Origin of the sequence: Pseudoalteromonas rhizosphaerae (assembly GCF_902498845.1) — a bacterium.
GTDB lineage: Bacteria > Pseudomonadota > Gammaproteobacteria > Enterobacterales > Alteromonadaceae > Pseudoalteromonas > Pseudoalteromonas rhizosphaerae.
The window spans coordinates 265,078-285,276 of the sequence record NZ_CABVLM010000007.1 but is presented as its reverse complement, the minus strand read 5'-3'; the positions used below and the strand labels follow the sequence as shown (position 1 = coordinate 285,276).

Here is a 20,199-nt window from a genome sequence, read left to right as displayed (position 1 = left end):
ACTCGCAAACTCGCAAACTCGCAAACTCGCAAACTCGCAAACTCGCAAACTCGCAAACTCGCAAACTCGCAAACTCGCAAACTCGCAAACTCGCAAACTCGCAAACTCGCAAACTCGCAAACTCGCACTCCTTATAAGTGAATGCAAACTCGTACCTTTATAAAAGATAAGCAAACTCGCAAACATTGACAATGCTGTGCACTCTTGCCACTGTTATACAAAGCAATAATTAAGGAGTGTTAATTGTGTCTAATTGGGTTGAAGCGAGTGTTAAAGATATTGTTTGGTGGACTGATACGTTATTTAGTTTAATTGTGAATGCCGATGTGGAGCCGTTTAAAGCAGGGCAGTTTACTAAGCTTTCTATGATGATGGATGAAAAACGTATTGCACGAGCCTACTCTTACGTAAATGCACCAAGCTCTCCCGATTTAGAGTTTTACCTAATTAATGTAGTCGATGGCTTATTATCACAACAATTAGCCAAGCTTAAACCTGGCGATACGGTGATGATTGAAAGCCGCGCCAGTGGATTTTTTACTATTGATGAAATTCCCGCTAGTGAACAGTTGTTTATGCTTAGTACCGGCACTGCAATTGGGCCGTTTTTATCTATTTTAGAGCAGCCTGATGTGTGGCAGCAGTTTAAGCATATTACCTTAGTGCATGGTGTGCGCTTGAATGCAGATTTAAGTTATCAAGCAAAAATCGCGCAGTTACAGCAGCAGTATCCGCAATTGAGTTATTTGCCCGTAGTGAGTCGCGAGCAGGCAATTGTCGGCTTAGATGGGCGCATTACTGATCGAATCGCCGATGGCACTCTATTTAAGCATTGTGACAGTGTAGTTAGCCCGCAAAATAGTCAATTTATGATCTGCGGTAATCCACAAATGGTTAAAGACACCAGCGCATTATTAACCGAGCAAGGCTACACTCGCAATCGTCGTCGGGAGCCTGGGCAAATCACCGTTGAGCAGTATTGGTAAAAAGCTATCGCGATCCGGTAAATTTTGTTATTTTAGAGTTTCTTAAATTACTCAGGAACAGTATGAAACCGTTATTTTTTTTAGTAAGTTTGTTACTTGCGTGGCAATTATTAGCAACTGCAGCTGAAGTAGTTGAACCACCGACTAAAACTGAAACAAAAGCAGCTGAATTACCTGCTGCAGTAAAAACGACTGACACTAGCGCTGGTGAAGAAAAGTCAGTGCAGAGTAAAGCCCCAGCTAAATCAACTGAGGTTGAATTACAAGATAGCCCTGCGGTGATCACTTTAACCCCGCAAAATGAGCAATCAGCTGAACCTGTAAATGTTGAACCAACACAGCCAATTAAAACAGACACCAGCAAACCAAGCGAGCCTGAAGTTGATACCAGTAAGGTACTTGGCACCGAAGCGGCAAAACCTGCTGAGCTTCCTAAAACGCAACAAGAAAAACAGCTTGCAGTAGCACAAGCAGAGCAAGCGGTGATCCAAGCTAAAGAAGCGCTAACACTCAAGCAACAAGTTAAAGCCAAACAGTCACGCGAATCGTTAGCCGTTATCGAGCAATTAATTAAGGCGTACAACGCCAGAAATATCGACGCATTTATTAGTATGTATGATGAAAATGTAGAGTTTTATGCCTTTCCAAATGAGTTACTGTTTAAGGGCAAAGAAAAACTGATTGCCCGTTACGGGATAATGTTTAAAAAATTAAAGTGTATAAAATCGTCCCCAATTAAACGCATTGTACACGGTAATATCGTTATCGATCATGAACTGTCAGAAACCTGTTCAACAGATCCAAATGTAGTTGATAAGCGCGGAGAGTTAATCTCTAGCTATCAAGTTGAAAATGGCAAAATAACTAAAGTGCTCTTTTTTAGATAGAGCATTAATAGGCAGATTATATAGGCAAATAAAGGGGCCGCGACGAGTATGGACATTAGTGATGATAAAAAAATAAAGTTACTTTATCGTGTAGAGCCTGGCTGTTTAGGACCAACAGGTGCGCAAACAATTGAACGCTTTTGCGATTATGCTAATCAGCAATTGGTCGCCCCTTATTTTGCTTTGTACCACTTTACCCCGCGGTTTGATAAAACTAAAGCCGAGCGCGAATACAGTATTAATGCTCGGCTGTTATCTGAACAGCATGCGCAGGCATATCTAGCGCACTTTAAAACCAACAAAGATGAGTTTGAGGAGCAACTCGATGAACTACTCACTCAAGCAATAGAAAGCTTCTTAGAACGCTAATCATTGTCGCCAGATACAATCGCATTAAAGCTGCTATTGTCGTGCAAACTGGCAAATGCACTTTCATGCAATAGCTCATTACGTAAGTTGGGTGAATACTCCAACGACATTTTAATATCGGCCAACGCATCAGCGTGTTTATGCGTCAACGCATAGGCACATGCACGTTGCCAATAAGCGTAGCCGTAGTCACTGTCTATATCCAAGGCTTGGTTACACAACTCTATCGCCTGAGCTGTTTCATTAAGCTCTAGTAATGCATCGGCTTTATAAGCGATAGCTTCAACATCTTCGGGTTTACGTTTTAAAATCTCATCAAATATTTCGATCTTATTGGCTATATCGCTTTCTAAATTAGCGCGCATCCATAAAGAGTGGACTTCATTAGTAACAGATATTTTTTGTTGGTTACTTAAAATTTCTTCAGAGCGCTCGCGTAGCTTCTCTTCAAATGTATTCAACCGTGCTTCGTATTCATTAGTGATCACGCTGACACGGGTATTTACAATATCTTCTACTTTGTTTTTTACATCACGTAAGGAGTTCCAACCAACCAGTACCAAAATAGAGGCTGTGGCAGTGATGATAAAAAATACATTATTAATTGTATCAGTGGTGTAAGTCAGTGCGCGATCAGCGGTATCAAGCTGAGCATGAGTGACTTGTTTGGTAACGTCTTCACGTAGTTTTTGCTGATCTTGGCGTACCGCTTTGAGTTCATCAAGAATATAGCGTTCCATCAAGGGTCTGTACATCGGCTCTTGGAGTTTTTTGAGTGCCTGTTTTTGATGTTGCAGGTTGGGTACAGCGCGAGACTCTTGTGCCTGTGCCTGAGCTGCCACTAAAGTGGCAAAAAGAAGTAAAATTGATACAAAATAATGACGCATACTACTGCCTAGTCGATAAATTAAAGTGCTAAGTAAATTACTGAAACTGTAACATGACTACCTATTAGTAACTAGGGTGGGTTGATCTTTCGAGGTTGTTTTTACTGCTGTGTGCTTGGTAATCGCTGCATTGCTGTAATGGAAGAAAATGAAGCCATTAAAAACAGGCAAAAAAAACCAGCTCTAAAAAGAGCTGGTAAAACTGCTTAAACAACATAAAGTCGTCAGGGATATCAACAGGAGTGAGTGTTTATAATAACCAAACATATCTGAACAACGTCTTAATATTTAAAGCATTATAATTGTTGAGGTAGGATTTAATTTCATCAACTAAACTAAATTGATGACCATAGTTTGGGGAAGGTGTATTCAATGCGGCAACAGCTTGTGCAATTACTTTATAAAGTGTCTACTTCATCAGCGTTAGATGATGGCTATATAGAGCTTGCAGAACAATTAATTGTAAATGCCATTATTGATGGCTTAAATAATACGCGTGCTAGCATCTGGTTATTTAATAAAGATAATACCGAGTGTCATTGTCAGTTACTGTTTGACCGCGCGAACAACAATGTAAACCAAAGCCTCATATTATCACGTGAGAACTATCCGGCTTATTTTTCTGCGTTAGATACTCAGCGCGTGATCATTGCTAATAATGCGCATACTGATCCCGCTACCTTTGAATTTTCAGAGCATTATTTAACGCCTTTAGGAATAAAATCAATGTTGGATGCACCGATCCGATTCAAAGGAGAAATGATCGGTATTTTTTGTTGTGAACATACTGGCCGTTTTAGGCAATGGGAGGATGATGAATGCACTTTTTTGAGTGGACTTGCTGATCTTTATGGCCGCGCATTGTCGGCGCAAGAAAGTCGTATAGTTAAGCAACAATTAGAAGTTGCCAATCACCGCCTAGAAGAGCGGGTGATTGAGCGAACGAATACCTTACAAAAAACATTGGAAGAGTTAACCGGTACCCAAGGAAAGCTAATTGAAGCGGAAAAAATGGCCGCATTAGGAAACCTAGTGGCAGGTGTTGCTCATGAAGTAAACACGCCAATAGGTATAGCCGTTACCGCCAATAGTTCGGCAACAGATAATCTTAAACAGCTAACTCAACAGCTAAATGACAACACATTATCAAAAAGCAATTTGCAAAAATTTGTAGCGCACATTAATGAGTGTTTAATCATTGCCAGTAGTAATCTTGATAGAGCCGCAGCATTGATCTGTAATTTTAAACAAACAGCGGTCGATCAATCTTCTCTTGATATTAGCACCGTGAAGTTAAATGACTACTTAGCTAATACAATACATAGTCTCACCCCATTAACCCGCAGCCACAAAGTAACCACCACAATTGAATGCGACAAAGCATTAACGCTTATCACAGTGTCGGGGGCTTTAAGCCAAATTATTATGAACTTGGTGAGTAACAGCTGTGTGCATGGCTTTAAAGATCGCGAAGATAATCATATCAATATAGCCGTTCACCTAGATACCCAGCAACACACTTACACATTACGCTATAGCGATAACGGCCACGGTATGAGCAAGGACGTATTACAAAGTGTGTTTGAACCCTTTTTTACCACCACTCGTGGCAATGGCGGCAGCGGTTTAGGTATGGCGATTGTTTATAACCTTGCCACCCAAGCTCTTCAGGGTGATGTAAAAATACATAGTCAGCCAGAGCAAGGTATTACAGTCACTTTTACTTTTCCACTGAGCCTGAGCTAGCTATATTTGGTAAAACTCAGAGTTTTAGCATGATACTCAAACAATTTGCTCGTAAAGAATACGGTCATTGTTGAGTAAATATTCTGGTGACAGGGTAACTTAAACCGCTACTGCCTGAGGACCAGCTTAAAGGTGAGTTGTTTACTTAGCTGTAGCTAACAAGCTAGCGCTGACTGGATACCTTAACTCCCTCTGTTTTTACTTAGGGACGAGGTTATCAATCTCGCGCCTAATTAAGTGGCAACCATCACGAGCAGTCTTTTGGTGGTAAGGGGCGAGATAAAACGTAATATGCGCTGCCACCGATAAAAAGCGCGACAACAGTTGCCAGTAATAAAGAAGGTTGCGCGCTTAGGTAAAATAATCCATACCCAACAGCCATACCTAAACTGGCCATTACTTTTGCCGACTTAGAAATAGCGCCATGGGCTTGCCAATTGATTAGTGTTTTACCAAAGCGAGGGTGATTAATTAACCAAGATTCAAAGCGCTTTGATGAACGGCTAAAACAAAAAACAGCACCAATAAGAAATACTGTTGTTGGCATTATCGGCAAAAAAGCACCGACAATCCCCATTACGGTTAACACGAAGCCACTTAATAAATAAGTCACTTGCTTAAATTTACTAATAACTAACATCGAGTTTTTCTTACCTGTACGCTTCATACTTTATCACTTAATTTTAATGCACTTGCAGCTCACGTTTTACTTAAACAAATACACAATCAACAGCGCTACGAACCAAACTAAAAGCATCGCGAGCGCCATTAATTGCGAGTGTCTGTTGTTCTTTAGTTAATTCAACCGTATTTAAAGCCGTTGTAAAATCTTGCCATGATTGCCCGCGGCCAATTGTTGCTGGTGCTAAATGCGAGGCACCAAATTCTTCTGATAAGCCAATACGTTTTGCTGCTTTTAATAAATACTCAGCGCCTAAATTAGACCCCTCTGATACATAAAGCCAACCCAGTGAGGCTGGGTAGTCAACCGGCACTAAGTTAACGCTGTTTGTTACTTCACTCAGATCGAGGTTAATATCGCGTAAGTCTTGTTCAAGATGGCTTAGGCGCTGCCGTGTTGGCAGATCGCTCACTAAGCGGCTTAAATTAGTATCGCTATAAAGAGGGGCAATAGCCAAATGAAATCGATATTGAACTTCTAAAAATAAAGCATAACGGTCTAAACTTGCAAACGGTCGCTTAGTCATAATCGTTTTATCAAGGTTATCGTGAATAGTCGTGGTATTGAGTTTAAATAGTGTTGTTAATGAAGGCGTATTAATCTCATTGTTAACATGTTGGTCTGCAATCATTGTATGTCCTTAGTTTTATATTTCAGTAATTCGTAATAAGCACAGCAAGTAGCTGTTAATGAATAAAAAATGCCACAGGCACGGCCATTTTTATTGGGTTCCCTGTAACTTCTTCTGGAGGGACGGGCAAGGGCTCAGCACGTCTAACTAATTCGATGACCTCATTATCTAATGCAGCTATTCCGCTTGCTTTAAATAATGTGACATCTAAAATATTACCTGCTCTGTCCATGGTAAAACTCACCCAAGGAACACCTTGTTGGCGCCTTAACTTTGCCATTCGTGGATAGCGCTTTTTTCGTTCTAGGTGGATCTGAATAGCACTTTGCCATAGTTGTTTAGCTGTACTTTGCTGTTCACTTAAAGCACCTTTTACCGGACCAGATGCGACTGTTGACTCTTTCACTGGAATAGCCAAAGGAGCACTACTTTGCTCTACCAAGTGTTCACTGGCTCCTGTTATGCTGGTGTGATCAGGCAGCGGAGTCGGTTGTGGATCTTGCTCTTGTTGTTGATTAGATTTCTCTACTGGTTTACTTGGTGCTGGCTCAGGTTGTTTATCGCTAATGGTAAAGTCAGATTTGCTTTCGAGTAATGGCTTTACCAAGGGTTTATCTATTGTTGTTGTCGGCTTGCTTACCTGCCGCTTTACTGGTGCTGACTCTTGTTGCGCAGGTCCGACAGGAAGTGCCGATGGCTCCGCTTTGGGGGCTGCCACAATATTGACTTCAAACACCTGCGGTGAAGCTTGCATGGGTACGATATTGTTATGCTCTGTCGGCATTAAAAAATAACCCGCAATGGCGGCATGAAGCATCGCGGCGATAAAAAAAGCGCCTACAACATGCCAACGCACCAAGTGAGAAGCGCTGGTATCGTTTCCTGCGAATAAACTCACTGGGCAACATCCGTTTCATGTTCAAGACCGACTAAAGCAACTTGTGAGTAGCCGGCTTTAGTTAATTGATTCATTAATGCCATGAACTGACCATATTCAACTTTGCTATCTGCACGAATCAAAATTTGCTGCTGTGTTTCAATACCATGTTGTTTTAGTGCTTGCGCCAAATTTTTTTGGTTTATTTTATCTCCCTCGCCAAGTATTAAAGTAAGGTCTTGTTGTAGAGTAAGGTAAGTTGGATCATCACTTTTCGGTTGGGTTGGTGCCGCAACAGCAGGCAACTTAACTGGCACACTGACAGTGGCTAATGGGGCCGCCACCATAAAAATTATTAGCAACACCAGCATCACATCAATAAACGGAGTGACGTTAATCTCATGCTGCTCTTGTAATTCATCGCTATCGGTACGGTTACTACTAAATGCCATTTTAAAGCTCTTTAGATACTGCATTTGCAGCGTCTTCATCGTTAAGTAGGTAGGCTATGTGTTTTGCATCAGGATGTTTTCGGTCAAGATCTCGGCTCACGAGTATCATGATCGCGGTCAGAATATCGGCTAACTGTGCTTTGTAACTGCCAATTACACGAGAAAAATGGTTGTACATAATAACGGCTGGGATCGCTGCAACTAACCCCAGAGCCGTTGCTAATAAAGCTTCTGCAATACCAGGGGCGACTACGGCTAAATTAGTTGTTTGTGTTTTAGCAATACCAATAAAGCTATTCATAATGCCCCAAACCGTACCAAACAAACCGACAAACGGTGCAACAGAGCCTATCGTTGCCAATATGCCTGTACCCTGATTCATATTTGCGCTTAGCGTTGCTTGTACACGCTCTAAACGCGCGACTAATCGCTCCTTTAAGCCTTCGTCAGTAGTAAGTCCTTCGCCAGTTAGTTGCAACTCATGTTGGGTTGCTTTTAGGAGTGTTAAGACATCACTTTGTTGTAGTAATAAAGTGTGGTTGGCCTTTGCAAAACTTTCACTTTGAATTAAATGTTTAAGCAATTTTTTGGCATTTCGCTTAGCAATATTTAACTGTACAGATTTGAATATGCAGATAGCCCATGAGACTAACGATGCTAAAAGTAACCCGATAATTACGCCCTTCACAACCACATCAGCGCCCTTGTACATGCCGATTGGCGATAAGTCATGTTGATCAAAAGCCGCCTCGTCAACACTAACCGCGGTACTGGTGTCTGTATCAAGGTCAGATCCTACGGTTATAGATTTAGCTGATAGCGTATTTGTATTCACCTCTGGTGTAACAGCATTACCTGTGACTTCTACTTTGGAGGCTGTTGATGGCGTCGCTTGTTGTGCGTGAACCGCAGACGTTCCACCACCCATTAAACACACAAATAACATAGTTCTTATAAACATTTTGCTCCCTAATTTTTACGTAATTTGTAAATGTGGCGATGTAACACCAACATACTAGATCAATATGCCGCATCGTTTTGATGGACAAATTATTGGCTATATAACTAATGCCGAACGAGATCCGATTTTCATCAAAAGAATAATAAATTTTTTATTAATAATGTTTGCAGAATATCTAAATTAACTTGAATAGGAATTAAAATCATTTATACTCGCGGTAAATATGCTACAGGAATAGTTAAATTTTGACTAGCACTACCGCTAACTCAGTAGGGTTTAATGCGCTCTACCAAGAACACCATGAGTGGCTTGTTCGCTGGATCGCTCGACGCACCTACAACAAAGATAATGCACAAGATCTCGCTCAAGATACATTTATGCGTTTACTTAATAAGCCCTCTTTGTATAACGAAATACAAAGTCCGCGAGCATGGCTTACAAAAGTTGCCGGAAACTTAGTAACCGATAACATTCGTCGCAAAGTTCTAGAAGAAAACTATTTATTATTTTTAGGAAGCATGCCAGAAGCAGCCTATTTTTCGCCTGAAGAGCAACTACAGCTGCTCAGTTTACTAGAGCAAATAGATAAATTATTGAGTGGTTTGAGAGCAATCGAAAAAACAGCATTTTTAATGGTTAGACTCGACGGGCTCAGTTATAAAGAAGTCGCAAAGCAACTCAAGGTGAGCCTATCATCTATTGAAAAATACATGGCGAAAGCGATGTTAGAGTGCTACACCCTTACATACTGTGATATAGAGTAAGCGATTGTGAATAATACGTGTGCCCAAAAAACACCTTTACCAGAACAAGTCGTACAGCAAGCGATTGCGTGGCGTATTTGTTTAGAGTCGGGCAACGCACAGTCTGCAGATATGGCTGAATATAGGCGATGGCGGCTTGCCGATCCGATGCATGAATTAGCCTGGCAACGGATAGAAAACATGGAGGCTGCATTTGCCGGGGTGAGTAAAAAAAATGGTCGTATTGCTCACATGACCTTAAAAAAAACCGATCATGATATACAAAGCATGAGTCGTCGCCAGGCGCTAAAAAGGATCGCTGGAACCACACTAGGACTTGCCAGTGTAAGCTGGTTGGCAGACAAACAGGGGGCATGGCAATACCTTAACGCAGATCACGCAACTACCAATCAACGGCAATTATTTACGCTCGCCGATAATAGCCAGCTTTGGTTAAATCATAACAGCACTGTTGAACTGAATTTTAATGCTCACAATAGATACATTCATTTAACCCGAGGAGAAATGCAATTTATAGCTTCAGCTAATACGCAGCCTGTGCAGGTGGCGTTACAGCACGGAACTTTACTTTGTGACAGCAAACAATTTTTTGTGCGTAATGAAGCCGATCATGCTTTAGTTCAAGTTATGCAAGGCAGTGTTAAGCTCGCGCAAGCAAACGGCTTATTTACCAATCAGGCGATCAAGGCTGGCGAGCTATATAAAATTACCGTAAATTCAATGCAACAGTTAGACAATCATATATTTGACTACAGTAGTTGGACAGCAGGGCTGTTGTCAGTGCGAAATATGTCAATCAATTCTTTTTTAGCTGAACTATCTCGTTATCACCGTGGTTTTGTAAAAATTGCCCCCAGTTTAAATGACTACCTTGTCTCCGGCGTTTTTCAGTTAAATGACACTCACCTGATCCTTAAAACAGTCGCTCGTAGCGCTCGGGCAAGTGTGCATTACAGAACCCGTTGGTGGGCCGAAATTCGCTCATAACTATGTTTATTTAGTTCATCAGGAAAAAATATAAAATAATTATCATTTAGAGTTACGGGATTACTATTTTCATGCGTCATATAAGTATGCATTAAAGAAATAGGAAACCATTTATGCCCCGCGCAGCGTTAAATTTACTCATCGTAGTCACAGGTTTGTTGGTGATTACCCCTTCAGCAAGTTTAGCTGAACAAGTATCTGCAACATCACAATTAAAAATGATCAAATTTGATCTTCCCGCAGGCCAGCTTGGTGATGTACTGACTTTATTTTCACGCCAAGCGGGTGTGACTTTATCATTTGAAGAGCGTGTTGTCGGTGGTTTTTCAGTCGCTGCAATAACCGATGAAATGACCATAGAGGCAGCCTTACAAAGGCTGTTAAGCAATACCAATCTACAAGCTTTACCTGTTAGTAATAGCGCATGGCTAGTGCAACAAAAAACCACCCAAGATTTGATCACGCTAAATACCATTAATGTGCAAAGTCGCAATAGGGATCTAAAAGATCAAACCTATACCGAAGCCGCATCAGTAAACCTAATTACCCAGCAAGATATTGAACGCTTTAGAGGAACCAGTGTTGGCGATATATTTCAAGGTACACCCGGTGTTTTGATCAGCGAAAACCGTAACTCAGGCGGGCTTGATGTTAATATTCGTGGCATGCAAGGCCAAGGACGAGTACCTGTAGTGATAGATGGTAGTCGTCAAGAAACCACCGTGTATCGCGGCTATTCTGGTGTATCGAGCCGCAGTTACATTGATCCCGATTTGATTGGCTCTGTTAAAATCAGTAAAGGCCCTATCATGAGTGCTGATGGCACTGGGGCGACAGGTGGCTTGGTGAGCGTTAGTACATTGTCGGCTGATGATATTGTTAAAGAGGGTGAGCTCAGCGGGTTTAGATTACGTGTTAGCGCCATCGGTAATAGCGCTAATACGCCAGAGCCAGGTACATACGCAGGGTATTATTTACCACGCAATGCCTATCGTTCACAGTGTCGCTTTTCGAGTTATTGTACTGAGCAGTACATAATGCCAGAGCGCTTTGCTCCTGAGGAGGGCATGGATAGACCCAGCTTATTTGAGTTTGCTAGTTATGCAGGCAGTTTTGCTGCCGCTAAGCATTTTCAGTGGGGCGATCTAATTGCTGCTTATGCTAAGCGCGAGCAAGGTAATTACTATGCAGGTAGTAACGGCCCTGCACCTGAAATAATTTACGCAGCCCCCGACAAACTTGCTTGGTACACCGAAACGGCGGTGTCAATGCAAGGGGCATCGCGGTTTCGTGCCAATGAACGCATCCCCAATACCAATTTTTCTAGTGAATCTTGGCTGTTAAAAAGCAATGTGTTGCTGCCCAACGACCAAAGCCTTGAAATGAGCTATATACGCTATAACAGCAGCTACGGCGAAATGATGCCATCGCAAATACGCTCTTTTGGTCAAGCAAGGCAATGGCTCGATAGCGAAGTCACTAATCAAACTTACACAGTGCGATATCGCTGGCAGCCAATCAAATATGATTGGGCTGACTTTAAAGCCAACTTTTGGCATACCGATGCACTCACCCATTTAAATACCCCTGGTGTTGGCTCAGTAGATATAGTCGATAATGTTGCTCGCAGCGATGATTATCAGCGCTTTGGAACTGATGTGAGTAATACCATGATGTTTTATTCAGCGGGCGAACTAGCGCTGAGCTATGGTGTTGCTGCACAGTATGAAAACATGGATACCGACACCCCTGAAACCGAAGGTTTCTATGCAGGATCTCGCAGTGGTTGGCGTAAAGAATTTAGTGCTTTTACTGCCATTGATTGGCAGTTTTTAACAGCATGGACACTCGAAGCGGGACTGCGTTTTACGCACTTTTCATCGAAAGATAATAACCCAGTAACCATTACTAACAACGATCCTGCTTGTGTGTCTGACGGAGCCGGTGGTTGCTTAGAAGTACAATATGAAAATAGCCACTCAGGCACAGCACCATTGGTTGCTTTAAAGTGGCAGGCATATAAAGGACTGCAGTTTTATATTCGCCACAGTGAAGCTTTGCGTATGCCAAGCCTATTCGAAAGTACCTCAGGTTGGTCTGTCAGCCCCGTTTTAGATATCCCTTTAGAGCCAGAGCATGCTAAAAACCAAGAAATTGGCCTTAATTATTTAACCGACTCATTACTAACAGATAACTATAAAGTGGGCTTTAAGCTCGCCTATTTCCAAAATCATGTTGATGATTATTTAACCCGTACGCAACCCAATGCGTGGGAGCAAAAACAAGGCGGCTTCAATGATTTTTTTCGAATGCGAAATATTGACAGCCTAGATTTAAATGGATGGGAGCTTAATTTTAGCTACGACACAAAATACTGGGTTGCTGAGATTAGCGGCACGCATTATACCCAGATTGAAGTATGTAATGTAGGCAGTTATGTGCGCTACTACTGTAATGATTGGGGCCTTCCTGAAAGCTATATCAATAACATGATCCCGCCAAATTGGCACGCCAGTGCTCACCTTGGCTTACGTTTATTTGAGCAGCAATTAGAAGCTGGGCTGCGTGGCACATTTATGGGAGAGCGCAACTCAATTCCTCGCTATAACGCACCTACAGGGTTTAATGAACCGGTACTTTGGCACAGTTATAACCTTTTAGACATCTACGCTAGTTATAAATTTAACGACGACACAACACTCGATTTTACCATCGATAATGTTACAGATCGTTATTACCTCGACGCTTTAAGTTTAGGTTTAGTACCTGCACCAGGAAGAACTGCACGGCTGAGCCTAACTTATAATTTTTAACTGATAACACCTATCAGCAAGGAGTACAAAAGAATGAAAAAACTATTTGGCGCAATAGCCATAGTCGGGCTTTCGCTTACTATGGTAGCCTGTGGTAGCGGTAGTGATAACAAAGACAGTACACAAACAACAGAGCAAAAACCAACAGCGGTTGTTGAGCTGCAATCGCCAGTAGAATCAGCATTCTCACTAAAGGATGGCGCGGTAAAAGTCACGCTGAATGCTGAGGCGAGTACAAGTGCAGAGGGAGCAGATTTAATTTATCAATGGCAGCTCATTGAACGACCAGCAACAAGTACTGCTAATATCACCAACACCAATACCATAACAACAGACTTTACTGCAGATTTACCAGGCAATTATGTTGTGAGTTTAATTGTTAATGACGGGGCAAATAATAGCGAAGCCGCGCGTATCACGCTAAGCGCAACCAGCCCGTATCCAGTCGCAATTACTGACTCAGTCCATAGTGTTAATTTAGGCACTAATAGCGTAGGTTTAGATGGTAGCCAAAGTGTAAACCCAGCAGGTGGCACCGATTCATTACTATACCAATGGACGCTTATGGAAAAGCCCACCGACAGTGCGGGTTATTTAAATAACGCAGAGCAAAGCCAAAGCACACTGTTTGTTGATTTAGCAGGAGATTACACATTGCAGTTAGAGGTGACTCATAACGACGTATCAAGTGAACCAAAACAAGTTGTGGTAAGCGTTTCAGAAGGTAATGCGCCACCAGTGGCTAAAGCCGACGACATAACTATTATCCTAGGCGAAGAAGCTATCTTAGATGCATCAGCCAGCATTGACCCTGAAGGGGAGCCACTACAATATCGCTGGCTATGGCCGTCACGCTCAGCAACGGATCCCGAAAATGTACCACTACCAGAGCTTACAGGTACAAAAACGGCTGTAGTGCGTTTTACCCCACAAGCTGTGGCAAGTTATAAATTAATACTATTTGTATTTGATGGCACCCGAAAAAGTGAAGAAAAAGAAGTTACAGTTACCGTCAAAAAAGATCCTAACGCGACTAGCAATGCCCCACCGATCGGTAAATTATTAGCAACCGGCTATTACCCATCTAATAGTATTGGTGAACAAGAAGTAGGCTTAAGAGCTGAATTTAATTTTACCGGCTATGATCCAGAAGGCGAGCCGTTACAAATTATTGCAGCTACGCTTATTGAAAAACCGCAAGGAAGTATTGCAGAGCTAGTGGATATTGGTTCTTGGAAACCTATGGGTAAAAAGATTCAAAAGCTTGATATAACCGGCAGTTATTTAGTACGTATGGTTGTCTCTGACGGCGAAAACCAAATTTCAGTTGATGCCAGCATGCAAGCTAAAATAGGTAACGTTAACGGTCAACCTGCAACTGGCGGCGTTGATGCACAATCAAAGTCAGTGCTGGTGGGTGATGCATTAGTGTTTGATGCATCAAGTAGCGACCCTAATGATGATCCACTGACCTTTCATTGGCAGTTAACAGATAAGCCTGATGGCAGTAATGCGACTATCGAACCGGTAATTGAACCACAAAGCCAAGAATACCGTCGTGCAAAAGTGCTCACCGATGTGCCGGGATCTTATACTGCGCAGTTAATTGTAGAAGATGACCGTGGCTTATTTGCTAAGGCGTATGCACAAGACAGTGGTTTAGCTAAATTTACCAATACCGCTCCAGAGATCCGTTCCGTTGTATGGGCGCGTAGCTGGGGACGCTTAAATCCTGGCCAAGACTACTATCAAATTTTACCGTGCATGTCGTTATTACATCGCCCAGTAACCGTTGATGCCGATGGCGATGAAGTATTCACTCATGAAGAGCTTGTCAGTACACCAGCAGGCGGTGAGTTTACTAGCAACCCAAGTGAAGCAGATTGCCCAAATACCCGTGGGCAAGTATTTACAAAGCCAGGTAAATATACATTCCGTTATTCTGCAACAGACCTAATTGATGATGCGCCGCAGTATGACTTTGTCGTTGACGTTGACCCACTCACAGAGGCTACAGGTGTACGTTTACGTAGCATCAACGAAGATAATGAAAGCCTATGGTATCCATTACCGTATGAGAATATTCCACCCTTTGCGAATGACTTTAGTGCCAGCTCTAAACCTTATCTTGAAGAGGGTTATATTAGCTGGTCATTAACCGCCACTGATGCAGATTACACCATTGAAAATTTACAGGTGCGCCATATTAATGGTGGGTTAGCAAGCTTAACACCGCGTTTCGAAAACCTAAAAAATGAGCAAGTAATAGCAAAGGGCAAATCAGTTGCATTTAAAACTATATTGCCTGTGGTTGCGTGTATTCGTAACGAAGAAGCATCTGAAGGTTTTCATTTTTCTTTTAACATTAAAGAAATTCCTGAAATCACTTTCGTATATGAAACATGGCGCACAGCCAACAAATCAAGCCTATTCTATGATTGGTCTGAATGTGCTGCTGAATAACTAAATACTTGGTAGTTCAACGAATAACAAAAAACCCAGCGTACCGCTCTGGGTTTTTTGTTATTAACTTAATCAACTTCCTATCGTTGTTTTTATCGAAAATTTCGCGCCATAATCTTGTAACCCATAAATCAATTGGTACACTAGAGCCAACTTATAAAGAGCAGGACAAGCTATGTCGCCCGCCAAAATACGCAGTGATGTCATTAAATTAACTGTATTAAGCGATAAAAAACCAGATTACTATTTTATCCAAGGTTATTTTTTAGGGTTAGGCTTACTGCCCGACATAATAATGCCCAGCCAATGGCAGTCAGACCTATTAGGTGACATTAATTTTACAACAGACACTGAGTTAAAGTACCTCGAAAGCCTGATGGAAAATTACAATAACAGCATGCATAAAGTGATGACCGAAGACCTTAAAATGCCCACTAAATGCAGCTTATCGAAAACCGACTACCGCGATTCACTCAAAGCTAATATGCCACTGCCTAATTACTGTAAAGGGGCATTACAAGCACTTAAATTTATCGACAAACGCAGCCTAAACAAACACCAAAAAGACCTGCTAACGAGTTTAAATGAAGTACTGAGTGCATTTAGCTCTGAACAAGTTGCAGTTAAAAAATTTGCTGACAACCAAGGCCTAGCGCAAGCCTATAAAAAGAACTACAGCTATTTTGTAGCCGATGTGCTTTATAGCGTTCGTTTTATTGAAGACCCCAGCTGGACAGATGAAGACGAAGCCGCGTTTAACGAACAATTTGCGGAAGAGTTTGCAGGTGAACACCACAACGATGACTTTGCTGGTAAAGTGCTCGACGACGAAGTGATTGATCAATTAATGGAAGCAATCCTTAGCGATTTTACTCCAAGCGCATTTGAACCTATAGCAGCGTTACTGGAACTGTTTGAAGGTGTTATTACAGAGCAATACATAGCACAGAACCAAGGCCACTTTTGGCTGATCCACGAAACACGCCCTTATATGATGTTACGAGCGCATCGTGCACAAATCAACGCATTACAAGGTAACATACAATACGCTATTGACGAATTTGAAGCGCTTTGGCAACTAAACCCCATGGATAATCAAGCTAATCGCCATTGGCTAATGAATTGCTACATTATTAAAGGCCAGTGGCAAAAGCTGGATGCGTTTTTAGCCGACTTCGACAGCGAAGAGCTCCATGCCACAGCAAGCCGCGCCTTGAGTGAGTTTCATAAACATGGTGACTCTAGCAAAGCTAAGCAATACAAAAAGCAACTTAAACAGCTTAATAAACATTTTATAAAAATACTCACCGGGCAAGAAAAACTAAAATCTGAGGAGTTTCATTTTTATAGCCCAGGCAGTAAAGAAGAAGTGGGTATATACCTAAATTCACTTGGCAAACAAGCTTGGATAGCCACCGAAGGCAGCTTGTTTTGGCTAAGAAAAAAGTAAATAAAGTGCAACATTAATGACTCGATAGTCGGTCATTAAGCTAATAATGATTTATTTGGCGGTATTTAACTTATCTGCAAGGTGATTTAAAAAGATCAGTGCCGAGATGCGAGCGACGGGCGACGCAATGATCCTAGCACCTAGTCACTTCCTTAGAACCTAGCAGCTTTTTCGATCTGTGATTGTTTAAAAACCTATTTTACCACTGAGGCGCTTCGCTGCACGGAGAAGATAAAAAGTGCTTCGAGCAACGGTCTGCGGGCTCACTCTAGCACCTAGCTCCTTTTACTACCGTAGGCGATAAGCTTGCTGACGCGGTCTTTATATTCTTTCTCTAAAGCGCAGCGTCTCTTAACCTCTGTGGTGAATAAATCAATTAAAGGCATTTTGCACAAAAAGAAGTGAGTGAGGGTAAATGAGCGGACAAAAGCTGTTGGCTTCGAGCTACGGTCTGCGGGCTCACCCTAGCACCTAGCTCCTTTTATTGTCGTAGGAACTGGCTTTAGCCGTGATTATCTTAAAACCACTTTTACCACCGAGGGCCACTGAGGCACTTCGCTACACAGAGAAGATAAAAAGTGCTTCGAGCTGCGAATTAACCCTGGCCCCTAGCGCCTTTTACTACCGTAGGCGTTGAGCTTGCTGACGCGGTCTTTATATTCACTCTCTAAAGCGCAGCGTCTCTTAACCTCTGTGGTGAATCAGTCAGTTAATAACTTTTTGCACAAGGAGGAATGAATGAGGGAAATGGGAAGGCAAAAGCTGCTGGCTTCGAGCGACGGTCTGCGAGCTCACCCTAGCACCTAGCTCCTTTTACTGTCGTAGGAACTGGCTTTAGCCGTGATTATCTTAAAACCACTTTTACCACCGAGGGCACTGAGGCGCTTCGCTGCACGGAGAAGATAAAAAGTGCTTCGAGCAACGGTCTGCGGGCTAATCCTAGTACCTAGCGCCTTTTACTACCGTAGGCGTTGAGCTTGCTGACGCGGTCTTTATATTCTTTCTCTAAAGCGCAGCGTCTCTTAACCTCTGTGGTGAATCAGTCAGTTAATAACTTTTTGCACAATGAGAAGTGAACGAGGGTAAATGAGAAGATAACGGCTTCGAGTTACGAGCAGCGAGCTTGTGCAAACAGCCTAGCACCTAGCTACTTCCCTATAACCTCACAGCCTCTTTGTGAATAAATTACTTAAAGATCGTTTGCACATGAACAGTGAATATTGGTCTACAAAATATTACCTTTAAGGTGCTTTTTTGTAGGCCTTAAAGTTAGCTCCCCATATCAAACTTATTATTTTTAATACCATTATTAAGGATTGAGAGTGACATAGTACTAATTTCTGATTGTACATATGGCCAATAATCAGGGTTATCGATTGTTCTTTCTTTGATTTGATTTGGAATGAAACGGCTCATTTCAATATTGAAGTCTTTACGAACTTCATCGTCATGCTGTAGCTTGTCTAATTGAATAGTCAGTGCCTCAATAAAGTCTTCGTTGGTTTTACCCCTGGCCACAAGCTTTTTATTGATCAGTTGCTTAGATACCGCAACACCTCTTTGTTTTATCCATACTATATCCCATACATCGCGCGGTTTAATGCGCCTAGCACGGTAGGCTAATGCAATAAACTTGTCTGCAAGCGTTTCCGTTAATGATTGTACAGGGATCAGCAAACCTTCTGTTGGCGCGACAATATTATAGTGATTTATTAATGGCCTTTTTTCGATATCAAATGACGGGATAGCGCAAATATCTATATGCATTTTTTGGCGGGGAAGATCAGGACGATTACTTCCTTTTTCGATACTTATTTTCCAAGATGAAGTATTAGCTTGATTATCTTCAGCTGGTTTATTTACCCATACCTGCACCTCATATTTATTTTGTATGTATTTTTGGATTTCAACTTCTAAGCCACTGAAACTACTTGGCTTGAAGTCATGCCCACCATTAAAATCTAAATCCTCAGATAATCTAGAACTGTTATGGCACAAACGAAGTGAGGTGCCACCAATAAAAGTAAGCGAAGGCATAACACCTTGTTTTACCATTGCAGCCATAATGTCGTGATGAAGAATTTCTTTTTCAATCACAGGCGTGACGCCAGCGTACTCTGGATTTGCAGCTATAATTTGGCGTATATATTCTGTTAACATTTAGTTCTCCAGCATGTGTACGTTGCGATTGCAGGCTTTTAGATCCGCAATCGCTTGCAGCGTATTTGCTCGGTACATCTTGATGCTTTTATCGAAATATAGGTTGTTCGCAAATTTATCAATTGGTTTTTTTGTATGGGTCAGCTCAATAACCCCATACGGAGTTGAAAATGTGCCACTACGGCCTTTCGTTATTACCGTTAACCTATCCATTAATATTTGCGAAATATCGCCAGTGTAACTGAGCTGGCTTTCTAGGCTAATGTAATTTAAAACGTCGCCACGTAGTTTTTTAACTATTTTATAAATAGCGGTGGTGGGGTCAGGTGGTGTGAGCGTGCTTTCAAAAATACCATTGCAGACTCTTCTTAATAGCCCTTTATTAACATTGTCAGTCAGAAACTTAGTGAATGCAGGAGTGGGTTTTTCAGCCATCATAAAAGCCAATTCTGCACTGGTATGAATACCGCCACCTGCTTTAACAGAGCTAGCTAGTATTGCTAATAATCTTTCTGCTTTATTCATTAGGTCTACAATTACATACTTATAATGTTATTAATTGTAGACCTTAAGCTTAATTGAAGCAAACTAGAGTTTAGATTAACTCTAGTTTGACTTGTATTGTCATCTAGCCCTCGTACTTATATCACCCTATAAACCGACTTCGGGCAATGAGCAACGAGCTGCGCGCTAATCTTAGCGCTTCCTTGTAGGTCGTCATTTATGGCGACAATGTCTAATGTTGAAAATTGACGCGCTAAAGCACGACCTACATTAGACTCTTTATGTTTTTCTCTAAAGCGCAGGCCTCTTAATCTCTGTGGTGAATAAATCACTTAAAATTAATTTTACCACCGAGACGCTGCGCTACACAGAGAAGGTAACGAGTTGCGAGCAACGAGCTGCGAATATCGGGCTTCGAGCGACGAGTAACGAATACAGCCTAGAGTCTAGTCACTTTCCTAGAACCTAGTGCCTGTTACTCCCTAGAACCTCGCAGCTTTTTCGATCTGTGATTGTTTTAAAAGCTATTTTACCACCGAGAACACCGAGGCGCTGCGCTACACAGAGAAGATAACGGACG

17 protein-coding genes are annotated in these 20,199 nt (G+C 41.9%); 9 read left to right on the top strand and 8 right to left on the bottom strand.

Features of this window, described 5'->3' with window-relative positions:
• Positions 1–245: 245 nt before the first annotated feature.
• The 3 genes from PSR9079_RS13150 to PSR9079_RS13140 all read left to right on the top strand — a co-directional run bounded on the left by PSR9079_RS13150 (position 246) and on the right by PSR9079_RS13140 (position 2,242).
• Complete coding sequence (locus tag PSR9079_RS13150; RefSeq protein ID WP_149982003.1) at positions 246–986, top strand: ferredoxin--NADP reductase; 741 nt, start codon at positions 246–248, stop codon at positions 984–986.
• Between the two features lie 62 nt (positions 987–1,048).
• Positions 1,049–1,873: a nuclear transport factor 2 family protein gene (locus PSR9079_RS13145; RefSeq protein WP_149982002.1), complete on the top strand. Its 825-nt coding sequence runs from the start codon at positions 1,049–1,051 to the stop codon at positions 1,871–1,873.
• 48 nt (positions 1,874–1,921) lie between these two features.
• Complete coding sequence (locus PSR9079_RS13140) at positions 1,922–2,242, top strand: hypothetical protein (protein ID WP_149982001.1); 321 nt, start codon at positions 1,922–1,924, stop codon at positions 2,240–2,242.
• On the opposite strand, the gene PSR9079_RS13135 is transcribed toward PSR9079_RS13140, so the two are convergent.
• Positions 2,239–3,129 carry a tetratricopeptide repeat protein gene (locus PSR9079_RS13135; RefSeq protein WP_149982000.1) on the bottom strand — a complete coding sequence of 297 codons (891 nt, stop codon included), beginning with the start codon at positions 3,127–3,129 and terminating at the stop codon, positions 2,239–2,241. The genes PSR9079_RS13140 and PSR9079_RS13135 overlap by 4 nt on opposite strands.
• Positions 3,130–3,501: 372 nt before the next feature.
• On the opposite strand from PSR9079_RS13135, the gene PSR9079_RS13130 reads away from it, so the two are divergent.
• Complete coding sequence (locus tag PSR9079_RS13130; RefSeq protein WP_149981999.1) at positions 3,502–4,875, top strand: GAF domain-containing sensor histidine kinase; 1,374 nt, start codon at positions 3,502–3,504, stop codon at positions 4,873–4,875.
• A 247-nt stretch (positions 4,876–5,122) separates the two neighbouring features.
• On the opposite strand, the gene PSR9079_RS13125 is transcribed toward PSR9079_RS13130, so the two are convergent.
• The 5 genes from PSR9079_RS13125 to exbB are packed head-to-tail and all read right to left on the bottom strand — an operon-like array spanning position 5,123 to position 8,478.
• The gene (locus PSR9079_RS13125; protein WP_149981998.1) at positions 5,123–5,542 is read right to left on the bottom strand and encodes a YbaN family protein; all 420 of its coding nucleotides are present in this window, start codon (positions 5,540–5,542) and stop codon (positions 5,123–5,125) included.
• Between the two features lie 43 nt (positions 5,543–5,585).
• On the bottom strand, positions 5,586–6,188 hold the full coding sequence (locus PSR9079_RS13120) for a biliverdin-producing heme oxygenase (RefSeq protein ID WP_149981997.1): 603 nt from the start codon (positions 6,186–6,188) through the stop codon (positions 5,586–5,588).
• A gap of 55 nt (positions 6,189–6,243) precedes the next feature.
• Complete coding sequence (locus PSR9079_RS13115) at positions 6,244–7,086, bottom strand: energy transducer TonB (protein WP_149981996.1); 843 nt, start codon at positions 7,084–7,086, stop codon at positions 6,244–6,246.
• Positions 7,083–7,517 carry a biopolymer transporter ExbD gene (locus PSR9079_RS13110; protein ID WP_149981995.1) on the bottom strand — a complete coding sequence of 145 codons (435 nt, stop codon included), beginning with the start codon at positions 7,515–7,517 and terminating at the stop codon, positions 7,083–7,085. Before PSR9079_RS13110 ends, PSR9079_RS13115 begins: the two co-directional genes overlap by 4 nt.
• A 1-nt stretch (position 7,518) precedes the next feature.
• Positions 7,519–8,478 carry a tonB-system energizer ExbB gene (gene exbB, locus PSR9079_RS13105; protein ID WP_246175565.1) on the bottom strand — a complete coding sequence of 320 codons (960 nt, stop codon included), beginning with the start codon at positions 8,476–8,478 and terminating at the stop codon, positions 7,519–7,521.
• Between the two features lie 245 nt (positions 8,479–8,723).
• On the opposite strand from exbB, the gene PSR9079_RS13100 reads away from it, so the two are divergent.
• From PSR9079_RS13100 to PSR9079_RS13080, 5 genes are all read left to right on the top strand, one after another.
• Complete coding sequence (locus PSR9079_RS13100) at positions 8,724–9,242, top strand: sigma-70 family RNA polymerase sigma factor (protein ID WP_149981994.1); 519 nt, start codon at positions 8,724–8,726, stop codon at positions 9,240–9,242.
• A gap of 6 nt (positions 9,243–9,248) precedes the next feature.
• A complete protein-coding gene (locus tag PSR9079_RS13095) occupies positions 9,249–10,229 on the top strand; it encodes a FecR domain-containing protein (protein WP_149981993.1) in 981 nt (326 codons plus the stop codon).
• Between the two features lie 113 nt (positions 10,230–10,342).
• Complete coding sequence (locus PSR9079_RS13090; RefSeq protein WP_149981992.1) at positions 10,343–13,042, top strand: TonB-dependent receptor; 2,700 nt, start codon at positions 10,343–10,345, stop codon at positions 13,040–13,042.
• Between the two features lie 33 nt (positions 13,043–13,075).
• Entirely contained in the window at positions 13,076–15,505 is a 2,430-nt protein-coding gene (locus PSR9079_RS13085) for a PKD domain-containing protein (protein ID WP_149981991.1), read from the top strand.
• A gap of 175 nt (positions 15,506–15,680) precedes the next feature.
• Entirely contained in the window at positions 15,681–16,955 is a 1,275-nt protein-coding gene (locus tag PSR9079_RS13080) for a tetratricopeptide repeat protein (RefSeq protein WP_149981990.1), read from the top strand.
• Positions 16,956–18,224: 1,269 nt separating this feature from the next.
• On the opposite strand, the gene PSR9079_RS13075 is transcribed toward PSR9079_RS13080, so the two are convergent.
• Together PSR9079_RS13075 and abiEi are read right to left on the bottom strand one after the other, a co-directional pair.
• Positions 18,225–19,115 (bottom strand): nucleotidyl transferase AbiEii/AbiGii toxin family protein, encoded by an 891-nt coding sequence (locus tag PSR9079_RS13075; RefSeq protein WP_149981989.1) that lies wholly within the window; start codon positions 19,113–19,115, stop codon positions 18,225–18,227.
• Positions 19,116–19,640 (bottom strand): type IV toxin-antitoxin system AbiEi family antitoxin, encoded by a 525-nt coding sequence (abiEi, locus tag PSR9079_RS13070; protein ID WP_149981988.1) that lies wholly within the window; start codon positions 19,638–19,640, stop codon positions 19,116–19,118.
• Positions 19,641–20,199 lie beyond the last annotated feature (559 nt).